Here is a 16,609-nt window from a genome sequence, read left to right on the forward strand (position 1 = left end):
CACAACGGATCCGGGTTTTGGCGAGCATCTGATCGCGGGTCATGGCAAAACCTATCGCGCAGCCATCCACCCGATGAGCGGCCCTTCGAGCCGAGATTGGTGCCAAGGGACGCGATTGGCAAGAGCTAACCGTCGCTTGAGCGTCCACCTGCCCGAAGCTCGGCGACATTGGCCTGCTGCGTGCCGGAAACTCGAATTTGATGCTCGCCAAAACCCGGATCCGTTGTGGGCTCCGGCGGCGTGTCGAGGCTTGCCGCATCCAGCATGGATGCATCTTCGCCAAAAGCGCGGGTGGCGCGGGCGGCAGCTTCGAGCAGCGGCCGCTTCATGCGGGTGAGGAAGGCCGCGTCGACCCGCGTGTTCGGACCGGCGAGCGTGAGCACGCCGAGCAGTGTCCGTCCCGGCCCGAAGACAGGGGCGGAGATGCCGGCAGTCTGCGGATCGCGGTCACCGATTGAAATGTAGCTATAGGTTTTCCGGATCGTCTCGTAAGGCTCGCCCTGCTCTCCCGAGAACGCGGCCAGCACCCGGCCGCCGGAACCAACCAGCAAGGGCAGCACGTCACCTTCCCGTATCGTGTAGCGGATCGGGTGCTTCGACTCGACCCGGTAGAGACAGGTGCGCACGTCGCCCGAGCGGACATAGAAGGCGACGCTTTCCCAACTCCGCTCGGAGAGATCGCGCATGATCGGCAAAAGGATATCCATCGCCACGAGCGAGCGCTGGTAAAGCGCGCCAAGCCTGAAGGTCGCCGGTCCGATGCGATAGCGTCCGTCCTCCAGGCGCTCCAGCAATTGCCCGCGCATCAGCGAGGCGGCCAATCTGAGGATCGTGCTCTTGTAGAGACCGGTTCGGGCCGCGATTTCGGCGAGGCCGAGCGACCGGTCGGCAATGGTGAACGCGTCGAGGATGGCGATTGCCCGGTCGAGCGCGGCAACGCCGTCGGCCGGAGCCTGGCTTGGAGGGAGGTCTGTCATTGCGGTGACGATTTCATCGTGGTCGCCCATCCGGGAATGACCCTGGACATGCGGATTTAGTCCGATCCGATGCGTTCTGTCCAGCAGAATGGCATTCCCGTTGACAGAACGCGGTAACAAATGCTTGAACTCGAATGCGGGTCTTAATTCAGGCCACGTCTTGGCAGGCACCGGAGGAGGTGTCGTGATTTGGAGGAATCCCATGCTGAACAGACGCAGATTCTTGTCGACCACCGCCGCCGGCTTCGCGGCTTTGCATTTCGGAGCCGCCTTTGCGCAGGACGCCCCGCAAATCCAAATCTTCGTGCCGGCGGCCCCCGGCGGCGGCTGGGACCAGACCGCGCGCACGATCGATCAGGTGCTGCGCTCCGAAAAGCTGATCTCCGGCTCGCAGATCACCAATGTCGGTGGCGCCGGCGGCACGGTCGGCCTGCCGCAATTCGTCAACCAGTGGAAGGGCAAGGGCAACGCGCTGATGGTTGCCGGCATGGTCATGGTTGGCGCCATCATCGCCAACAAGGCCGCCAACAATCTCACCGAAGTGACGCCGATCGCGCGCCTCACCGGCGAGTTCGAGGCGCTGGTGGTGCCGGCAGCCTCGCCGTTCAAGACGGCCAATGATTTCGTCGCGGCGCTGAAGGCGGATCCGACGAAGGTTCCGGTGGCCGGCGGTTCGGCCGGCGGTTCCGACCACATCCTTTTCGGCCTGATCGCCAAGACGGCCGGCGTGCCTGCCGCCAACCTGTCCTATGTGCCGTTCGCCGGCGGCGGCGAGGCGCTGTCGGCGCTGCTCGGCAACCAGGTCGCGGCCGGCATTTCCGGCTATGGCGAATTCTCCGAGCAGGTCAAGGCGGGCGCGCTCCGGCTGCTGGCGATCTCGTCGGACAAGCGTCAGGAAGGCATCGACGCGCCGACATTGAAAGAAGCCGGCATCGACGTCGAATTGTTCAACTGGCGCGGCGTCTTTGCACCCCCCGGCGTTTCCGACGAAGACAAGGCGGCGATGATCAAGATGGTCGAGACCATGGCGAAGAGCGAGGCCTGGGCGACCGAGTGCAAGAACCGCAACTGGACGCCGATTCTGCTGACCGGCGACGATTATGCCAAGTTCGTCGCCGAGGACACGACACGCATCGGCGCGATCCTCAAGGATCTCGGCCTCGCCTGATCGCCTCCTGCCTGACCTCGAAGGAGGCTGCATCGCCTTCTTCGAGACAGCGGACATGCGACGGTTCAATGAAACTGCGGCGAAGCCGGCAGTGGAAGGCCGGCTTCCGGGGAGGAGATCATGAGCACCAGCGACCAGCAGGCGTCACCGCCGCGCCTTGCCATACCCGAATTGCTGATCGGCGTCGGGCTTCTTGCCTGCGCCGGGGCCGTTGCCTGGCAGACCCTGGCGATCCCGGTTTCGCCGCTCTATTCCAAGGTCGGCCCGAAGGTCTTCCCCTACATGACCATGGCCGGCATGGTGATCCTGTCGCTGCTGCTCATCGTCGCCGCCCTGCGTGGCGGCTGGCAGCCGGACGAGGAAAAGGAGACGCCGACCGACTGGAAGGCGATGGGTTTCGTAGTCGCGGGGCTCGTTGCCAATCTCGTGCTGATCCAGCCGCTCGGCTTCACAGCCGCCTCGGTGATCATGTTCGTGCTGGTCTGCTTCGGCTTCGGCAGCCGGCATCCGCTGCGCGATGCGCTGCTTGGCCTGATCTTGGCGCTGGCTGCCTATTTCGGATTCGCCAGAGCGCTCGGCGTCAATATAGGGGCCGGCCTGATCGAGAACCAGCTCAACGCGTTGATCAGCGCCCTCGTCGGCATGGGAAGGGGCTGAGGACGATGGACACGCTCGGTTATCTCGCGCACGGATTTGCGGTCGCCTTCACGCCGACCAATCTCTTGTGGTGCCTGCTCGGCACGACGCTCGGAACCGCGATCGGCGTGCTGCCTGGCCTCGGGCCGGCGCTGACCATCGCGCTGCTTTTGCCGATCACCTACCAGGTGGCGCCGGAAGCTTCCTTCATCCTGTTTGCCGGCATCTATTACGGGGCCATGTATGGCGGCTCGACGACATCGATCCTGCTCAATACACCGGGCGAAAGCGCCACCATCGTCACCGCGCTCGAGGGCAACCGGATGGCGCGTTCGGGCCGCGGCGGCGCGGCGCTCGCGACTTCCGCGATCGGCTCGTTCGTCGCCGGGACCCTCGGCACGCTGGGCGTCGCCTTCCTGGCGCCGATCGTGGTCAAGCTGGCGCTGGCTTTCGGGCCGGCGGAATATTTCTCGCTGATGGTGCTCGCCTTCATCACCGTTTCGGCGGTGCTCGGCTCGTCCTCTGTGCGTGGGCTTACCAGCCTGTTCGTCGGCTTCGTCATCGGCATGATCGGCGTCGACCTGCAGACCGGGCAGCCGCGCTTCACCTTCGGCATGGGCGAGTTGCTCGACGGCGTCGACGTCATCGTCGTAGCGGTCGGCCTCTTTGCGGTCGGCGAGACCCTCTACGTGGCCTCGCGCCGCTATGCCGGGAAGGACGAGATCGTGCCACTGAGGGGCTCGCTCTACATGACTGCTTCCGAATGGGCGCGCTCGTGGAAGCCGTGGCTCAGGGGCGCGGCAATCGGCTTCCCGATCGGCGCCCTGCCCGCCGGCGGGGCCGAGATCCCGACCTTCCTCTCCTATGCCATCGAAAAGAAGCTTTCCAAGCACAAGGAGGAGTTCGGCACGGTCGGCGCCATCGAAGGCGTCGCCGGGCCGGAGGCTGCCAACAACGCGTCGGCTGCCGGCGTGCTGGTGCCGATGCTGACGCTTGGCCTGCCGACCTCGGCAACGGCGGCGATCATGCTGTCGGCCTTCCAGAGCTACGGCATCAATCCCGGACCGCTGCTGTTGACGACGCAGGCCAATCTCGTCTGGGGCCTCATCGCCAGCCTGTTCATCGCCAACGTCATCCTCGTAATCCTCAACCTGCCGTTGATCGGCCTTTGGGTACGATTGCTCAAGATCCCGGCGCCGCAGCTCTATGCCGGCATTCTGGTGTTCGCCACCGTCGGCACCTACGGCATCTCGCAGTCGCCGATCGATCTCATCATCCTCTATCTGCTGGGCGCGGCGGGTTTCCTTATGCGCCGCTTCGATTTTCCGACGGCGCCGGTCATCATCGGCATGATCCTCGGGCCGCTCGCCGAGACGCAGTTCCGCCGGGCGATGACGATCGCCAATGGCGACTGGACGGTGTTCTACCGGCACCCGCTCTCGCTGACGCTATTAACGCTCGCCTTCATCGGTCTGGTCGGCCCGCATATCTGGGCCTGGATCGAACGCCGGCGCACGCGCGGACCAGAGCATGTGCCGGGCGATGCCTGACCGATCTGGAGCATCATGACAGACCTGCTTTCCGGCATACGCGTCCTCGACCTCACCAATGTGCTGGCAGGTCCTTACTGCGCCTACCAGCTGGCGCTGCTCGGCGCCGACGTCATCAAGGTCGAGGCGCCGCCGGGCGGCGATCTCGCGCGCCAGCTTGGCGCCTCGCCGGAGCTCAACAAAGCCGGCATGGGTGCATCCTTCCTGGCGCAGAACGCTGGCAAACGATCGGTGGTGCTCGACCTGAAGCAGGAGGCCGACCGCGAGCGGTTCCTCAACCTGGTCGCCACGGCGGACGCACTGGTCGAGAATTTCCGGCCGGGCGTGATGGATCGGCTCGGCCTCGGCCACGAGAAGCTGAAGGAGGTTAGGCCAAGCCTCGTCTATTGCGCGATATCGGGTTTCGGCCAGACCGGCCCGATGCGCGGCAACCCGGCCTATGATCAGATCATCCAGGGGCTGTCCGGGATCATGAGCATCACCGGCACGCCGGAAACGGCGCCGCTGCGCGTCGGCTATCCGGTCGCCGACACGCTGGGCGGGCTGGTGGGGGCCTTCGCTATCGCTGCGGCGCTGGTGCGGCAGAAGACCAGCGGCGAAGGCGCCTTCCTCGACGTGTCGATGCTCGAATGCACGCTATCGGCCTTGGGATGGCCGGTGTCGAACTATCTGACGGCGGGCGTTGAGCCTCAAGCCATGGGCAACGAGAACATGACGGCCGCGCCCTCCGGCGCGTTCCGCACCGGCGAGGGCCTGCTCAACATCGCCGCCAACAAGCAGGAGCAGTTCGTGACCCTTTGCGGCTTGATCGGCCGCCCAGAGTTGGCTTCGGATCCGCGCTTTGCAGAACGCGAGACGCGCAAAGAGAACCGGGCAGCGCTGAAGCCGCTTATCGAAGACGCGCTTGCCGGCGCTCCTGCGGCGGTCTGGGAAGAAAAGCTCAACCGCGCCGGCGTGCCGGCCGGGCGGGTGCTGACGATCCCGCAAGTGCTGCAGGAACGCCAGGTCACCGAGCGCCGCATGACGACGCGCTTCCAGGAGATACCCGGAATGGAGAAGCCGCTCACGGTGGTGCGCGGCGGCTTTATGGTCGACGGTGCGGCTCCCGTGCCAGCCGGCCCTCCGCCACGTCTTGGCGCGCATATGGACGACGTGTTCGCCAGCTTGCCGGCGCGCGGCAAGGGGAGGGCGCGGGCATGAGCGCGGACAAAAAGACCGGCCGCGACCGCGGCGAGGAGTGGTGGCGGACCGGCATCATCGAGATGCAGCCCGGCGTGATCCGGCTGCGCGGCTACCAGATCCAGGATCTGATCGGCCGGGTCAGCTTTCCGGCGATGATCTGGCTTATGCTGCGCGGCGAATTGCCGGGCGACGATCAGGCGGCGCTGCTCGGCATCGCGCTCGGGGCCGCCGTCGACCACGGCCCGCAGGCGCCGTCGATCGCGATCGCGCGCATGGCGGCGACCTGCGGCGTCGGCATCAACAACGCCATGGCCTCCGCCATCAATGTGCTGGGGGACGTGCATGGCGGGGCCGGCGAGCAGGCGCTTTCCTTCTATGGCAACATCGCCGCCGCAATCGATGGTGGCGCGAGCCTCGCCGAAGCGGTGAGTGCGCGGCTCGACCGGTTCTTCGCCGAGGAAAAGGGCTACGTGCCCGGCCTCGGGCATCGCTTCCACCCGATCGATCCGCGGGCGCCACGCCTCATCGAACTGACGCGCGACTTCGCCGGTCGCGGCGTCGTCAGCGGGCGCTTTGCCGACATTGCCGAGGCGATCGAGGCGGAGGTGGCGACACGCAAGGGCAAGACGATCCCGCTCAACATCGATGGCGCCACGGCCGTCATCTATGGCGAGCTTGGCTTCCCGCCGCCACTGACGCGCGGCCTCTTCGTGCTGTCGCGCTCGGTAGGCATACTGGCGCATGCCTGGGAGCAATCACAGGAGAGCGACCGCAACAAGGGACCTCTGCCCAAAGAATGGCTGTGGGCTTATAGCGGCACCCCGGCACGGCCGTTTCCTGGCGACTCCGATTAGAGCGTTTCACCGTTCCACGGAAAACGGCGAACCATTCCATCCATTTTGTTGTGACGGAATTCCTGACGGATGCCGTGTCACACTTTCGTGGAATTGCGCCAGGCCATCGTCTTACGCCGGATCGGTCACCAAGGCCGTCAAATCCCTCAGCAGCGTGGAAAGCTCGGGCTCGTCGATCAGCAGGGCCGCATCGGCCGCCGGCAGCCAAGCCCGCTGACGGTTCACGGCCTCCCGCCAGTCGGCCATCTCCTCGCTGACCTCGAGCAGGTAGACGACCACGTCGACACGGACGAAACGGCTGGCCATGCGCTTCCAATAGGAGTAGCCGCCGGCAGGCTGCTTCAGCGCCTTGCCCAGCACGCCCGCCTCTTCCTGGGCCTCGATCGCGGCCGCCTTGCGCCCGCTCTTGCCTTTCATGGGCCAGCCCTTGGGCACAATGAAACGTTTGGTCGTGCGCGAGGTGACCAGCAAGACTTCAAGCTGGCCGTCGCCGCGTAGGCGAAAGGGGATGGCCGCCACCTGGCGGATCCGCTCTCCCTTCTTTGCCCTGCGTACTGCTTTCTTCTTGGCTGCTGCCATCCCCAAATCCGATCAAAGCGGCATTCCTGCCGTACGCTATCCGCACGGCAAAAATCTCGCTCCTGCAAATCCCAAAACCGCCGCCCATGCAAGGCGGCTCGCTGCCGACAGTAAGTCGGCTAAGTAAACCCAAAAAAGAAAAATGTCAGCGGCAGACGCGCGAAATCGTGGTGCCGATCACCTGAGACTGGCAATTCTGCTTGACGATCGGCACTTCAGGGCGAGCCTTCGGAACGATCTGCCGGTCCTGCTCGCGGTAAAGCTGCTGCTGTTGCTGGAACTGTCGTCGCTGCAGCTGGTTCCGGAGCGCCTGCAGCTCGTTATGTTGGATCAGGGCGTTGCGGTCTGTGGGGATGACGACCTGCGCGGAGGCATATGAAGCCGCGCCCAAAAGGGCGGCAGTCGACAAAGCCGCGGCAATCAAAGCCGCCGATAGCCGAGGATGCGACATCGCTTCCTTCCCGCACGAAAAACAGAAACCTTGCAGTAATATAGGATGTTTGTGCGGATCTACCATGGTTCAAGCGACCGATCTCGGCACAGCCTCGATCGGTTTGATGATGCCCGCCGGTTCCTTCAATCGACCTCGCGCAAACGGTAGCCGACGCCGGTCTCGGTGATGATGTAGCGCGGCTGGTCCGGTGTCTTCTCGATCTTCTGCCTCAATTGGCGGACATAGACCCTGAGATATTGCACGTCCGTCGACTCGTTCCAGATCTGCTTCAGCAGGAACTGATGGGTCAGAACCTTGCCGGCATACTGCACGAGCATGCGCAGGATATCGTATTCCTTCGGCGACAGTTTTACTTCCTTACCCTCTACCTTGACGATGCGCTTCACCAGGTCGACCGAAAGGTCTCCGGCCTGGAACACCGGCTTCTCGCCCTGCTGCTGGAACTTGTGGCGCAGCGCCACGCGGATGCGGGCGACGAGCTCGTTCATGCCGAAGGGTTTCGTCACATAGTCGTCGGCGCCCATCTCGAGCGCCTGGACGATGCCGGCCTCGTCGGTGCGGCTCGATAGGATGACGACCGGAATGTCGAGGCCGTCGTCACGCCATTTGCCGAGCAGTTCGAGGCCCGTCATCCCCGGGAGGCCGAGATCGAGCAGGATCAGGTCGGGCCGCTGCGCCTGCATGAGCTCGATCGCTGCCTTGGCGTTCGGTGCCTCCGATACGGCATAGCCCTGGCTGCCGAGGCCGACCCGAAGCAGCCTGCGGATCGGCGGTTCGTCGTCGACGACCAGGATGCTGACGTTCTGACCGGTCATGCGGCGTCATCCGTTTTGGCCACGGCAAGGTCCGGAATTTCCTGCGGCACCGGCATGCGGATGGTGAAGATCGCGCCGGGCCGGTCGGTACGGTTCGTCGCCGAGATCCTGCCGCCCATGGCCTCGACGAAACCGCGACTGATCGACAGGCCGAGACCCGTGCCGGCGCGGACCTGGTCGCGCTTGCGCACCCGATAGAAGGTGTCGAAGATCCGTTCGAGGTCGTTGGGCGGGATGCCTGGTCCCTCGTCCATGGCCTGCAGGATGACGGAGCCGTTGTCGACCCAGCCTTGCAGGCGGATGGTCGAGCCGGGCGCGGAATACTTGGCGGCATTGTCGAGGAGGTTGAACAGCGCCTGCTCGAACAGCACCGGGTCGAGGCGCAGCATCGGCAGGTCCGGCGGAATGTCGGTGTTAATGCGGTGCTCGCCGGTGATCTTGCGAGCGCGATCGAGCGCCGAGCCGACGATATCGCCGACATAATGGAGGGCGTAGTTCGGCTCCATGGCGCCGGACTCGATCTTGGTCATGTCGAGCAGATTGGCGATGAAGCGGTTGAGCCGCTCCGATTCGTCGACCACCGTCGACAGGAGTTCCGCGCGGTCCTCTTCGGGAAGGGCGGCCGCGTATTCCCGCAGCGTGCCGGCGGCACCCATGATGGCGGCCAGCGGCGTCTTCAGGTCATGCGAGATCGAGGTAAGCAGCGCCGTGCGCAGCCGGTCCGCTTCCGCCGCCAGCCTGGCGCGGTCGACATCGGCGACAAGCTGGATGCGTTCGATGGCGACCGCCGCCTGATCGGCAAGCGCGTCGAGAAGGCGCTGCTGCTCGGGGGTCAGCAAAGGGCCCTGTTTGTCGTTGTCGAGGCCGACGACGCCGACCGCTGTCCGGCCTGTTCGCAACGGCAGATAGAGGCGCTTGGCGCCGGGCAGCGTATCGGCGCCGCGGCCGGCGGGGCGATCATGTTCCCAGGCCCAGCGGGCCGCCGCGATGTCAGCCTCGGCGAGCGTATCGTCCGGCGGATAGCCGGCCTTGACGGTGATCGTTCCATTCTCGGGCAGAAGCAGCACCACGCGCACTTTCAGCATCGAGGCGATCTGGAAGGCGGTGGCCCACAGCACGTCGTCAAGCGTGCCGGCGCCGGCGAGCTTCTTCGAGAACGAGTAGATGTCCTGCGTGGCTCGCGCGCGTGAGCGGGCGGCGACCGCCTGGCGCTGGACGCGCGCCGTCAGATTGCTGGCGATGACTGCGACAACGAGAAAGACCGCGAAGGCAACGATGCTCTCCGGATCCCTGATCGTGAACGTATAGCGCGGCTCGAGAAAGAAATAGTTAAAGGCAAGCGCGCTCAGGAAACAAGCGTAGAGCGCCGGCCAGAGTCCGAACGTCACCGCAGAAGTCAGCACCGCCAGCAGCAGGACGCTGGCCAGATTGCGGACATCGAGGAACTGATCGAGAATCGAGCTGACGGCCACCGCGCCGGCGACATAGGCCGTCGAGAACAGATAGGGCCAGATCTGGAAGGGCTTCTGCTCGGGCGCGGCCTTCACCCGGGCCGACGGCATGTCGGCATCGCGCTCCTTGCCCGAAATGACATGGACGCTGATGTCGCCGGCATTGCGGATCAGGTCATAGGTGAGCGAGCCCTCGATCAGTTCCCGCCAGCGCGAGCGGGTCGGCCTGCCGATGACGATATGGGTGAAGTTGTTCGCCGTCGCATGGCGCACGATGTCCTGGGCGACGTTCTGGCCCGGGATGGTCGCCACCTCGGCGCCGAGCTGTTCGGCAAGGCGCAGGTTTGTCGCCAGCCGGTCCTTGTCCTCTTCGGACATGCCGGCCAGGCGAGGCGTGTCGACATGCAGCGCCGTCCATGGCGCCCGCAGGCGATCGGCGAGCCGGCGCGCGTAGCGGATACGAGCGCTCCCGTCCGGACGCGAGTCGACGCAGACAAGGACCCGCTCGCCGGCCGCCCACGGTCCCGGAATGGCGTGGGACTGCATATGGCTGAGGAGCTGTTCATCGACGCGCTGCGCGGTGCGTCGCAGCGCCAACTCGCGAAGCGCCGTCAGATTGCCAGGCGAAAAATAGTTCTCGATCGCGCGCTGAGCGGTTTGCGGGAAATAGACCTTGCCTTCATGCAGCCGCTTGATCAGGTCGTCCGGGGTGAGGTCGATGACCTCGATGTCGTCGGCCTCGTCGATGATGGAATCCGGAACGGTTTCGCGCACCCTGACGCGGGTGATCTGCGCCACGACGTCATTCAGACTTTCGACATGCTGGATGTTGAGCGTGGTGTAGACGTCGATGCCCTGCGACAGGATTTCCTGAACATCGAGATAGCGCTTGGGATGACGGCTGCCGGGCCCGTTGGTGTGCGCGAGCTCGTCGATCAGAACCAGCTCCGGCCGCCGTTTCAGGATGGCGTCGATGTCCATCTCGTCGAGGACGCGGCCCCTGTATTCGACCTCGCGTCGCGGGATCACCTCATAGCCTTCGACCAGCGCCTGGGTTTCCTTGCGGCCATGCGTTTCAACGACGCCGATCGCGACGTCGATGCCGTCGGCGCGCCGGGCGCGGCCTGCCAACAGCATCTCGTAGGTCTTGCCGACGCCGGGCGCCGCGCCAAGGAAGATGCGCAGACGGCCGCGGCCCTCCCGCTCCGCGTGCTCGAGCAGCGCGTCGGGAGAAGGTCTGTTCTCGAAGTTGGTCCTGTCGTCCGGCATCAAGTCCAATCATGGATTGCACCGGGGATCGTGTCGATCCCCGCTGCGAGTGCTGATTATTTGAGATCGTCGAGCCCCATGTTGAGGGCCAGCACATTGACCACCGGCTCACCCATGAAGCCCAGCTCGCGATCCTCGACATGGCCGTCGACAAGCGATTTCACCTTGGCTTCATCGATGCCCCTGGCCTTGGCAATCCGCGGCACCTGGAAATAGGCCCCCTCCGGGCTGATGTCGGGATCGAGGCCGCTGCCAGACGTGGTGACGAGATCCATCGGAACCGGTGCGTTCGGGTTCTCGGCCTTCAGCCTGTCGGCGTCGGCCTTGATGCGCTCGATCAGCTTCGCATTGGTCGGCCCGAGATTCGAGCCGCCGGAGGAGGCGGCGTTGTAGCCGTCGCCGGCGGCCGACGGCCGCCCGCGGAAATAGCGGTCGCTGGCGAAGGCCTGGCCGATCAGTTCGGAGCCGATAACCTTGCCATCCCTTTCGATCAGGCTGCCATTGGCCTGCCTGGGAAACAGCGCCTTCGCGATGCCGATCATGCCGATCGGATAGATGAGGCCGGTCAGCACCGTGAAGAAAACGATCATGACGATAGCGGGTCTGAGTTGCTTGAACATCGGAATGGGTCCCTATGCCAGGCCAAGAGCCGTGACGATCAGGTCGATCGCCTTGATGCCGGCGAACGGCACGATGATGCCGCCAAGGCCGTAGACGAGAAGATTGCGGGTGAGCAGCGCGCCGGCGCCGATGGCGCGGTATTTCACCCCCTTCAGCGACAGCGGGATCAGCGCGACGATGATCAGCGCGTTGAAGATGATCGCCGACAGAATGGCGCTCTGCGGCGTCGCCAGATGCATGATGTTGAGCGCCTGCAGCGGGCCCGCCGACTGGCCGGGCGCGACGTAGAACACGGCGAACATGGCCGGGATGATGGCGAAATACTTGGCGACGTCGTTGGCGATCGAGAAGGTGGTCAGCGAACCGCGCGTCATCAGCAGCGCCTTGCCGATCTCGACGATCTCGATCAGCTTGGTCGGATCGCTGTCGAGGTCGACCATGTTGCCGGCCTCGCGCGCCGCGACCGTGCCGGTGTTCATGGCGACGCCGACATCGGCCTGGGCGAGCGCCGGCGCATCGTTGGTGCCGTCGCCGCACATCGCGACAAGCTTGCCCTTGGCCTGTTCCTCGCGGATCAGCGACAGCTTGTTTTCAGGCGTCGCCTGGGCGAGGAAGTCGTCGACGCCGGCTTCGGCCGCGATGGCCGCTGCGGTCAGCGGATTGTCGCCGGTGATCATCACCGTGCGGATGCCCATCTTGCGAAGCTCGGCGAAACGCTCGCGAATGCCGCCCTTGACGATGTCCTTGAGGTGGACGACGCCGAGCAGGCGCCCGTCGCGCTCGACCGCCAGCGGCGTGCCGCCGGCCTTGGCGATCTCGTCGGCCCTGGCCTGCAGGTCGCGCATGGTGTCGCTTGTCGGACGCGTGCCATGGCTTGCCACCGTTGCTTGATTGACATGGGCTAGCACGGCATCGACCGCGCCTTTGCGCACCGACGAGCCGTCGATGTCGACGCCGCTCATCCGGGTCTGCGCGGTGAAGGGCACGAAAGTGGCATGCAAGGTCGCCATATCGCGGGCGCGGATGCCGTATTTTTCCTTCGCCAGCACCACGATCGAGCGGCCTTCCGGCGTCTCGTCAGCCAGCGAGGCCAATTGAGCAGCATCGGCCAGCTCCTGTTCGGTCACCCCCTTCACCGGATGGAACTCGGTCGCCTGGCGATTGCCGAGCGTAATGGTGCCGGTCTTGTCGAGGAGCAAGGTGTCCACGTCGCCGGCAGCCTCGACGGCGCGGCCGGACATGGCAAGCACGTTAAAACGCACCAGGCGATCCATGCCGGCAATGCCGATGGCCGAAAGCAGCGCGCCGATCGTGGTCGGGATCAGTGTCACGAACAAAGCGACGAGGATCGTTACCGGGATATAGCCGCCGGAATAAGAGGCGAAGCTCGGGATGGTCGCGGTGGCCAGGACGAAGATCAGCGTCATGCCTACAAGCAAGATGTTAAGCGCGATCTCGTTCGGGGTCTTCTGGCGCTCCGCACCTTCGACCAGCGAGATCATGCGGTCGAGGAAGGTCTGGCCGGAGGCGGCGGAAATGCGCACGCGGATCCAATCGGACAGCACCTGCGTGCCGCCGGTGACGGCCGAGCGGTCGCCGCCGGATTCGCGGATCACAGGCGCGGATTCGCCGGTGATTGCCGCCTCGTTGACGGAAGCCACGCCTTCGATCACCTCGCCGTCGGAAGGGATGATGTCGCCGGCTTCGACCAGCACGATGTCGCCGACCTTCAGGCTGGTGCCAGGCACCAACTTGAACTTGCCGCGATCCTCGGCGTTGACGAGCAGCTTGGCCTGGGTCTCGGTGCGCGCCTTGCGCAGCGAGTCCGCCTGCGCCTTGCCGCGCCCCTCGGCCACGGCCTCGGCAAAGTTGGCGAACAGCACGGTGAACCACAGCCAGATGATGATCTGCAAGGTGAAGCCGAGATCGCCGCCGCCGGTGATGACATCCTTGACGAACAGCACGGTGGTGAGTGCTGAGACCATGGCAACGACGAACATCACCGGGTTCTTGATCAGCGTGCGCGGATCGAGCTTGCGGAAAGCGCCGCCAATGGCGGGCATCAGGATGCTGGCATCCAGAATGCTCGCGGATTTGGACTGGCTCATTTTAAGGCTCCAGTATCGGTGATGTTGGATGGCGCCGGGTGTTCGGTCTTCGGCAACAGATGCGGAAGGCCCGAGGCCAGCAGCCACAGCACGAACAGCACGGCCGCCATGCCGAGGAAGGTGGAGAGCGTCGGGAAAGGACGAGGTTTCTCGTCCCCTCCGTCATCGGGCGTTCCGTCACCGGATTGGTGACGATCGTGCCGAGGTATGTTGTTGAACCAAGGCATGGTCATCTCAGAAAGTCTGTCCGCGGATCATCGCCAGATGCTCGACGATCGGACCGACGGCGAGCGACGGGAAGAAGGTGAGGCCGCCGACGATGACGATCACGCCGACCAGGAGGCCGACGAACAGCATGCCGTCGGTCGGGAAGGTGCCGGCGGAAGCAGGCACGGTCTTCTTTGCGGCCAGCGAGCCGGCGATGGCCAAAGCCGGGATGATGACCAGGAAGCGGCCCATCAGCATGCCGATCGCGATGGTGATGTTGTACCAGGGCGTGTTGCCGGTCAGTCCGCCAAAGGCCGAGCCGTTGTTCGCGGCCGCCGACGTATAGGCATAGAGCACCTCCGAGAAGCCGTGCGGGCCGCCATTGGCCATCGAGGCCACCGCGCTCGGCAGGACCACGGCGATAGCCGTGAAGATCAGCATCGCCAGCGGCAGGCAGAGGATGGCAAGCATCGCCATCTTGACCTCCTTGGCCTCGATCTTCTTGCCGAGATATTCCGGTGTGCGGCCGACCATCAGGCCGGCAACGAAGACGGCAAGGACGACGAACATCAGGATGCCGTAGAAGCCGGCGCCGACGCCGCCGACGATGACCTCGCCAAGCTGCATGTTGATCAGCGGGATCATGCCGCCAAGCGCGGTGAAAGAATCATGCATGGCATTCACGGCGCCGCACGAGGCGGCCGTGGTGATGACCGCGAACAGCGCCGACAACGCAATTCCGAAGCGCGTCTCCTTGCCTTCCATGTTGCCGCCGTCGATGCCGAGCGCATGCACCAGCGGACTGCCGGCGGCCTCGGCCCAGTAGCAGACGATGACGCCGACGAGAAACAGCACGCCCATCGAGGCAAGGATGGCCCAACCCTGGCGCTCACTGCCGACCATCCGCCCGAAGACGTTGGTGAGACCGGCGCCGAGCGCGAAGATCGACAGCATCTGGATCAGGTTCGAGATGGCGTCCGGATTCTCAAAAGGATGCGCGGCATTGGCGTTGAAGAAGCCGCCGCCATTGGTGCCAAGCATCTTGATGGCGACCTGAGAGGCGACTGGGCCGAGCGCGATCGTCTGCTTGGCGCCTTCCAGCGTGGTGGCGTCGACATAGGGTCCAAGCGTCTGCGGGATGCCGAGCCACACATAGACGAGCGTCAGCACGATGCAGGCCGGCAGGAGCACGTAAAGCGTGCAGCGGGTCAGGTCGACCCAGAAACTGCCGATCGACTTGCCCGAGGCGCGGGCAAAGCCGCGGATCAGCGCGATCGCAATGGCAATGCCGGCGGCGGCCGAAACAAAGTTCTGGACGGTGAGGCCGGCCATCTGCACGAGGTAGGACATCGTGCTTTCGCCGCCGTAGTTCTGCCAGTTGGTATTGGTGACGAAGCTCGCCGCGGTGTTGAAGGCGAGCTCCGGTTCGACCGCAGCCATCCCGGCGGGATTGTAGGGCAGCGCGCCCTGCAGCCGCTGCAAGGCATAAAGCACGAGGAAACCGGCGAGGTTGAAAAGCAGCATGCCGGTGGCGTAGGCGGCCCAGTGCTGTTCTTCCTTCTCGCTTGTCCCGGCGAGGCGATAGAGGCCGCGCTCGATCGGGACAAGCACGGGCGACAGCAACGTACGGTCGCCTTTGAAGACGCGGTGCATGTAGCCGCCGAGCGGCTTCACGAGCAAAAGCAGGATCCCGCAATAGACGAGGATCTGTATCCAGCCGTTGAGTGTCATGAACTGACTTTCCGTGTGCCGATCAGAAGCGCTCTGGGCGGATGAGGGCGTAGGTGAGGTAGGCAAGCAAGAACAAGGTCACCGCGCCGCCGAGGACGTAGTCGAAAAGCATTGTAAGACCCTTCGATCAGATTCTGTCGCAGGCTTTGACGTAAGCTAAGGACAGGACGAAGAACAAAATCCCCATCCCGAGAACAACGAGGTCCATTGCAGGCATTCCTTGTTTCGGCTTGTTTTTGCACCCCGACACGGTCGAGTTCAAAATTGCACAGGACCGCCCGTCACCTTGGCGGCGATGGCGATGAAAGTGTTTTTCGAGGGGAATATGGACCCGACCGCCATAAAGGTTCGAGACGAGGCGGGGAGCAAAGAAATAGGAATCTTATAGGAAATTGACGCCACGGGATGAAGGCGGCGGCAACGTGCTGTTCCAAAGATCCGGAAGCTGGTTGGCCGGCCGCCGGTCCCTGCACGGGATCTCCTCTTCCAACTGCGTGGAGAGCGCTACATAGCGGCCCGACTGGCTGCATGCCGATCGGCACGCCGCCGGCGGACTGCCCAGCCGCGAAGCGGCTAGATGTGGGGTTGCGCGGCAGGCTGACCGGAAGCTTCAGGTCAGCTCGACGGTCCGCTTCTCCGCGATGCTCTGCTCGGCGGCTAAAACGATGCGCAGGCTGTTGACGGCGGCATCCATTTGCTCGGTCAGATCGAGGTCCTCACGGATGGCGCGCAGGAAGAAGGCCTGCTCGCGGTCGCAAAGCTCCTGATGGCCGGGCTCGTCCTCCATGCTGACGATCTCGTCGGGCTTCGAGAAGTTCTTGTCGCCATCGACCTGCGCGTAGTGGATCTTCAGCGCGTCGGTCTTGGTGTGGCGGTCGATGTCGGCGGAATCCGATACCTCCTCGGCTTCCTTGGCGCTGCTTGCGGACTGGCCGGCGACGATCGAAACGGCGCCTTTCGGGCCGACCACATCCTTCACGAAATAGGCGGTCTCGCTCATCATCGGG

The 16,609-nt window shown here is 64.5% G+C and carries 15 protein-coding genes and 1 pseudogene; 5 read left to right on the forward strand and 11 right to left on the reverse strand.

What is annotated here, in order from left to right:
* Nucleotides 1-125 precede the first annotated feature (125 nt).
* Nucleotides 126-977, reverse strand: coding sequence for an IclR family transcriptional regulator (locus EOA75_RS14255; RefSeq protein ID WP_127324499.1), 852 nt, complete (start codon nt 975-977; stop codon nt 126-128).
* 202 nt (nt 978-1,179) lie between these two features.
* Here EOA75_RS14255 and EOA75_RS14260 point away from each other — a divergent pair, with 202 nt between their 5' ends.
* The 5 genes from EOA75_RS14260 (at nt 1,180) to EOA75_RS14280 (ending at nt 6,367) form a co-directional block, all read left to right on the forward strand.
* Nucleotides 1,180-2,145, forward strand: coding sequence for a tripartite tricarboxylate transporter substrate-binding protein (locus tag EOA75_RS14260; protein ID WP_127324492.1), 966 nt, complete (start codon nt 1,180-1,182; stop codon nt 2,143-2,145).
* A gap of 120 nt (nt 2,146-2,265) precedes the next feature.
* Nucleotides 2,266-2,802, forward strand: a complete 537-nt coding sequence (locus EOA75_RS14265; protein WP_067318841.1) for a tripartite tricarboxylate transporter TctB family protein — start codon at nt 2,266-2,268, stop codon at nt 2,800-2,802.
* 5 nt (nt 2,803-2,807) lie between these two features.
* A complete protein-coding gene (locus EOA75_RS14270; RefSeq protein WP_127324493.1) occupies nt 2,808-4,331 on the forward strand; it encodes a tripartite tricarboxylate transporter permease in 1,524 nt (507 codons plus the stop codon).
* Between the two features lie 15 nt (nt 4,332-4,346).
* On the forward strand, nt 4,347-5,531 hold the full coding sequence (locus EOA75_RS14275; RefSeq protein WP_127324494.1) for a CoA transferase: 1,185 nt from the start codon (nt 4,347-4,349) through the stop codon (nt 5,529-5,531).
* Nucleotides 5,528-6,367: a citryl-CoA lyase gene (locus EOA75_RS14280; RefSeq protein ID WP_095800552.1), complete on the forward strand. Its 840-nt coding sequence runs from the start codon at nt 5,528-5,530 to the stop codon at nt 6,365-6,367. The genes EOA75_RS14275 and EOA75_RS14280 overlap by 4 nt, the downstream gene beginning before the upstream one ends.
* A 111-nt stretch (nt 6,368-6,478) precedes the next feature.
* On the opposite strand, the gene EOA75_RS14285 is transcribed toward EOA75_RS14280, so the two are convergent.
* From EOA75_RS14285 to EOA75_RS14330, 10 genes and pseudogenes are all read right to left on the reverse strand, one after another.
* Nucleotides 6,479-6,946: an NUDIX hydrolase gene (locus tag EOA75_RS14285; protein ID WP_095800551.1), complete on the reverse strand. Its 468-nt coding sequence runs from the start codon at nt 6,944-6,946 to the stop codon at nt 6,479-6,481.
* A 145-nt stretch (nt 6,947-7,091) separates the two neighbouring features.
* A complete protein-coding gene (locus EOA75_RS14290) occupies nt 7,092-7,463 on the reverse strand; it encodes a hypothetical protein (RefSeq protein WP_245466634.1) in 372 nt (123 codons plus the stop codon).
* Between the two features lie 59 nt (nt 7,464-7,522).
* Nucleotides 7,523-8,215: a response regulator transcription factor gene (locus EOA75_RS14295; RefSeq protein ID WP_095826776.1), complete on the reverse strand. Its 693-nt coding sequence runs from the start codon at nt 8,213-8,215 to the stop codon at nt 7,523-7,525.
* On the reverse strand, nt 8,212-10,935 hold the full coding sequence (locus EOA75_RS14300; RefSeq protein WP_127324495.1) for a sensor histidine kinase KdpD: 2,724 nt from the start codon (nt 10,933-10,935) through the stop codon (nt 8,212-8,214). Before EOA75_RS14300 ends, EOA75_RS14295 begins: the two co-directional genes overlap by 4 nt.
* 56 nt (nt 10,936-10,991) lie before the next feature.
* Nucleotides 10,992-11,555, reverse strand: a complete 564-nt coding sequence (kdpC, locus tag EOA75_RS14305) for a potassium-transporting ATPase subunit KdpC (RefSeq protein WP_127324496.1) — start codon at nt 11,553-11,555, stop codon at nt 10,992-10,994.
* Nucleotides 11,556-11,567: 12 nt separating this feature from the next.
* Nucleotides 11,568-13,664: a potassium-transporting ATPase subunit KdpB gene (kdpB, locus tag EOA75_RS14310; protein WP_127324497.1), complete on the reverse strand. Its 2,097-nt coding sequence runs from the start codon at nt 13,662-13,664 to the stop codon at nt 11,568-11,570.
* Entirely contained in the window at nt 13,661-13,897 is a 237-nt protein-coding gene (locus EOA75_RS14315; protein ID WP_245307341.1) for a hypothetical protein, read from the reverse strand. The genes kdpB and EOA75_RS14315 overlap by 4 nt, the downstream gene beginning before the upstream one ends.
* Before the next feature lies 1 nt (nt 13,898).
* Nucleotides 13,899-15,602: a potassium-transporting ATPase subunit KdpA gene (kdpA, locus tag EOA75_RS14320; RefSeq protein WP_127324498.1), complete on the reverse strand. Its 1,704-nt coding sequence runs from the start codon at nt 15,600-15,602 to the stop codon at nt 13,899-13,901.
* A 22-nt stretch (nt 15,603-15,624) separates the two neighbouring features.
* A complete protein-coding gene (locus EOA75_RS14325; RefSeq protein WP_067003971.1) occupies nt 15,625-15,714 on the reverse strand; it encodes a K(+)-transporting ATPase subunit F in 90 nt (29 codons plus the stop codon).
* Between the two features lie 498 nt (nt 15,715-16,212).
* Nucleotides 16,213-16,609: pseudogene (locus EOA75_RS14330) on the reverse strand (gfo/Idh/MocA family oxidoreductase); the annotation flags it as partial.

Source organism: Mesorhizobium sp. M1A.F.Ca.IN.022.07.1.1, assembly GCF_003997575.1.
Classification (GTDB): Bacteria; Pseudomonadota; Alphaproteobacteria; order Rhizobiales; family Rhizobiaceae; genus Mesorhizobium.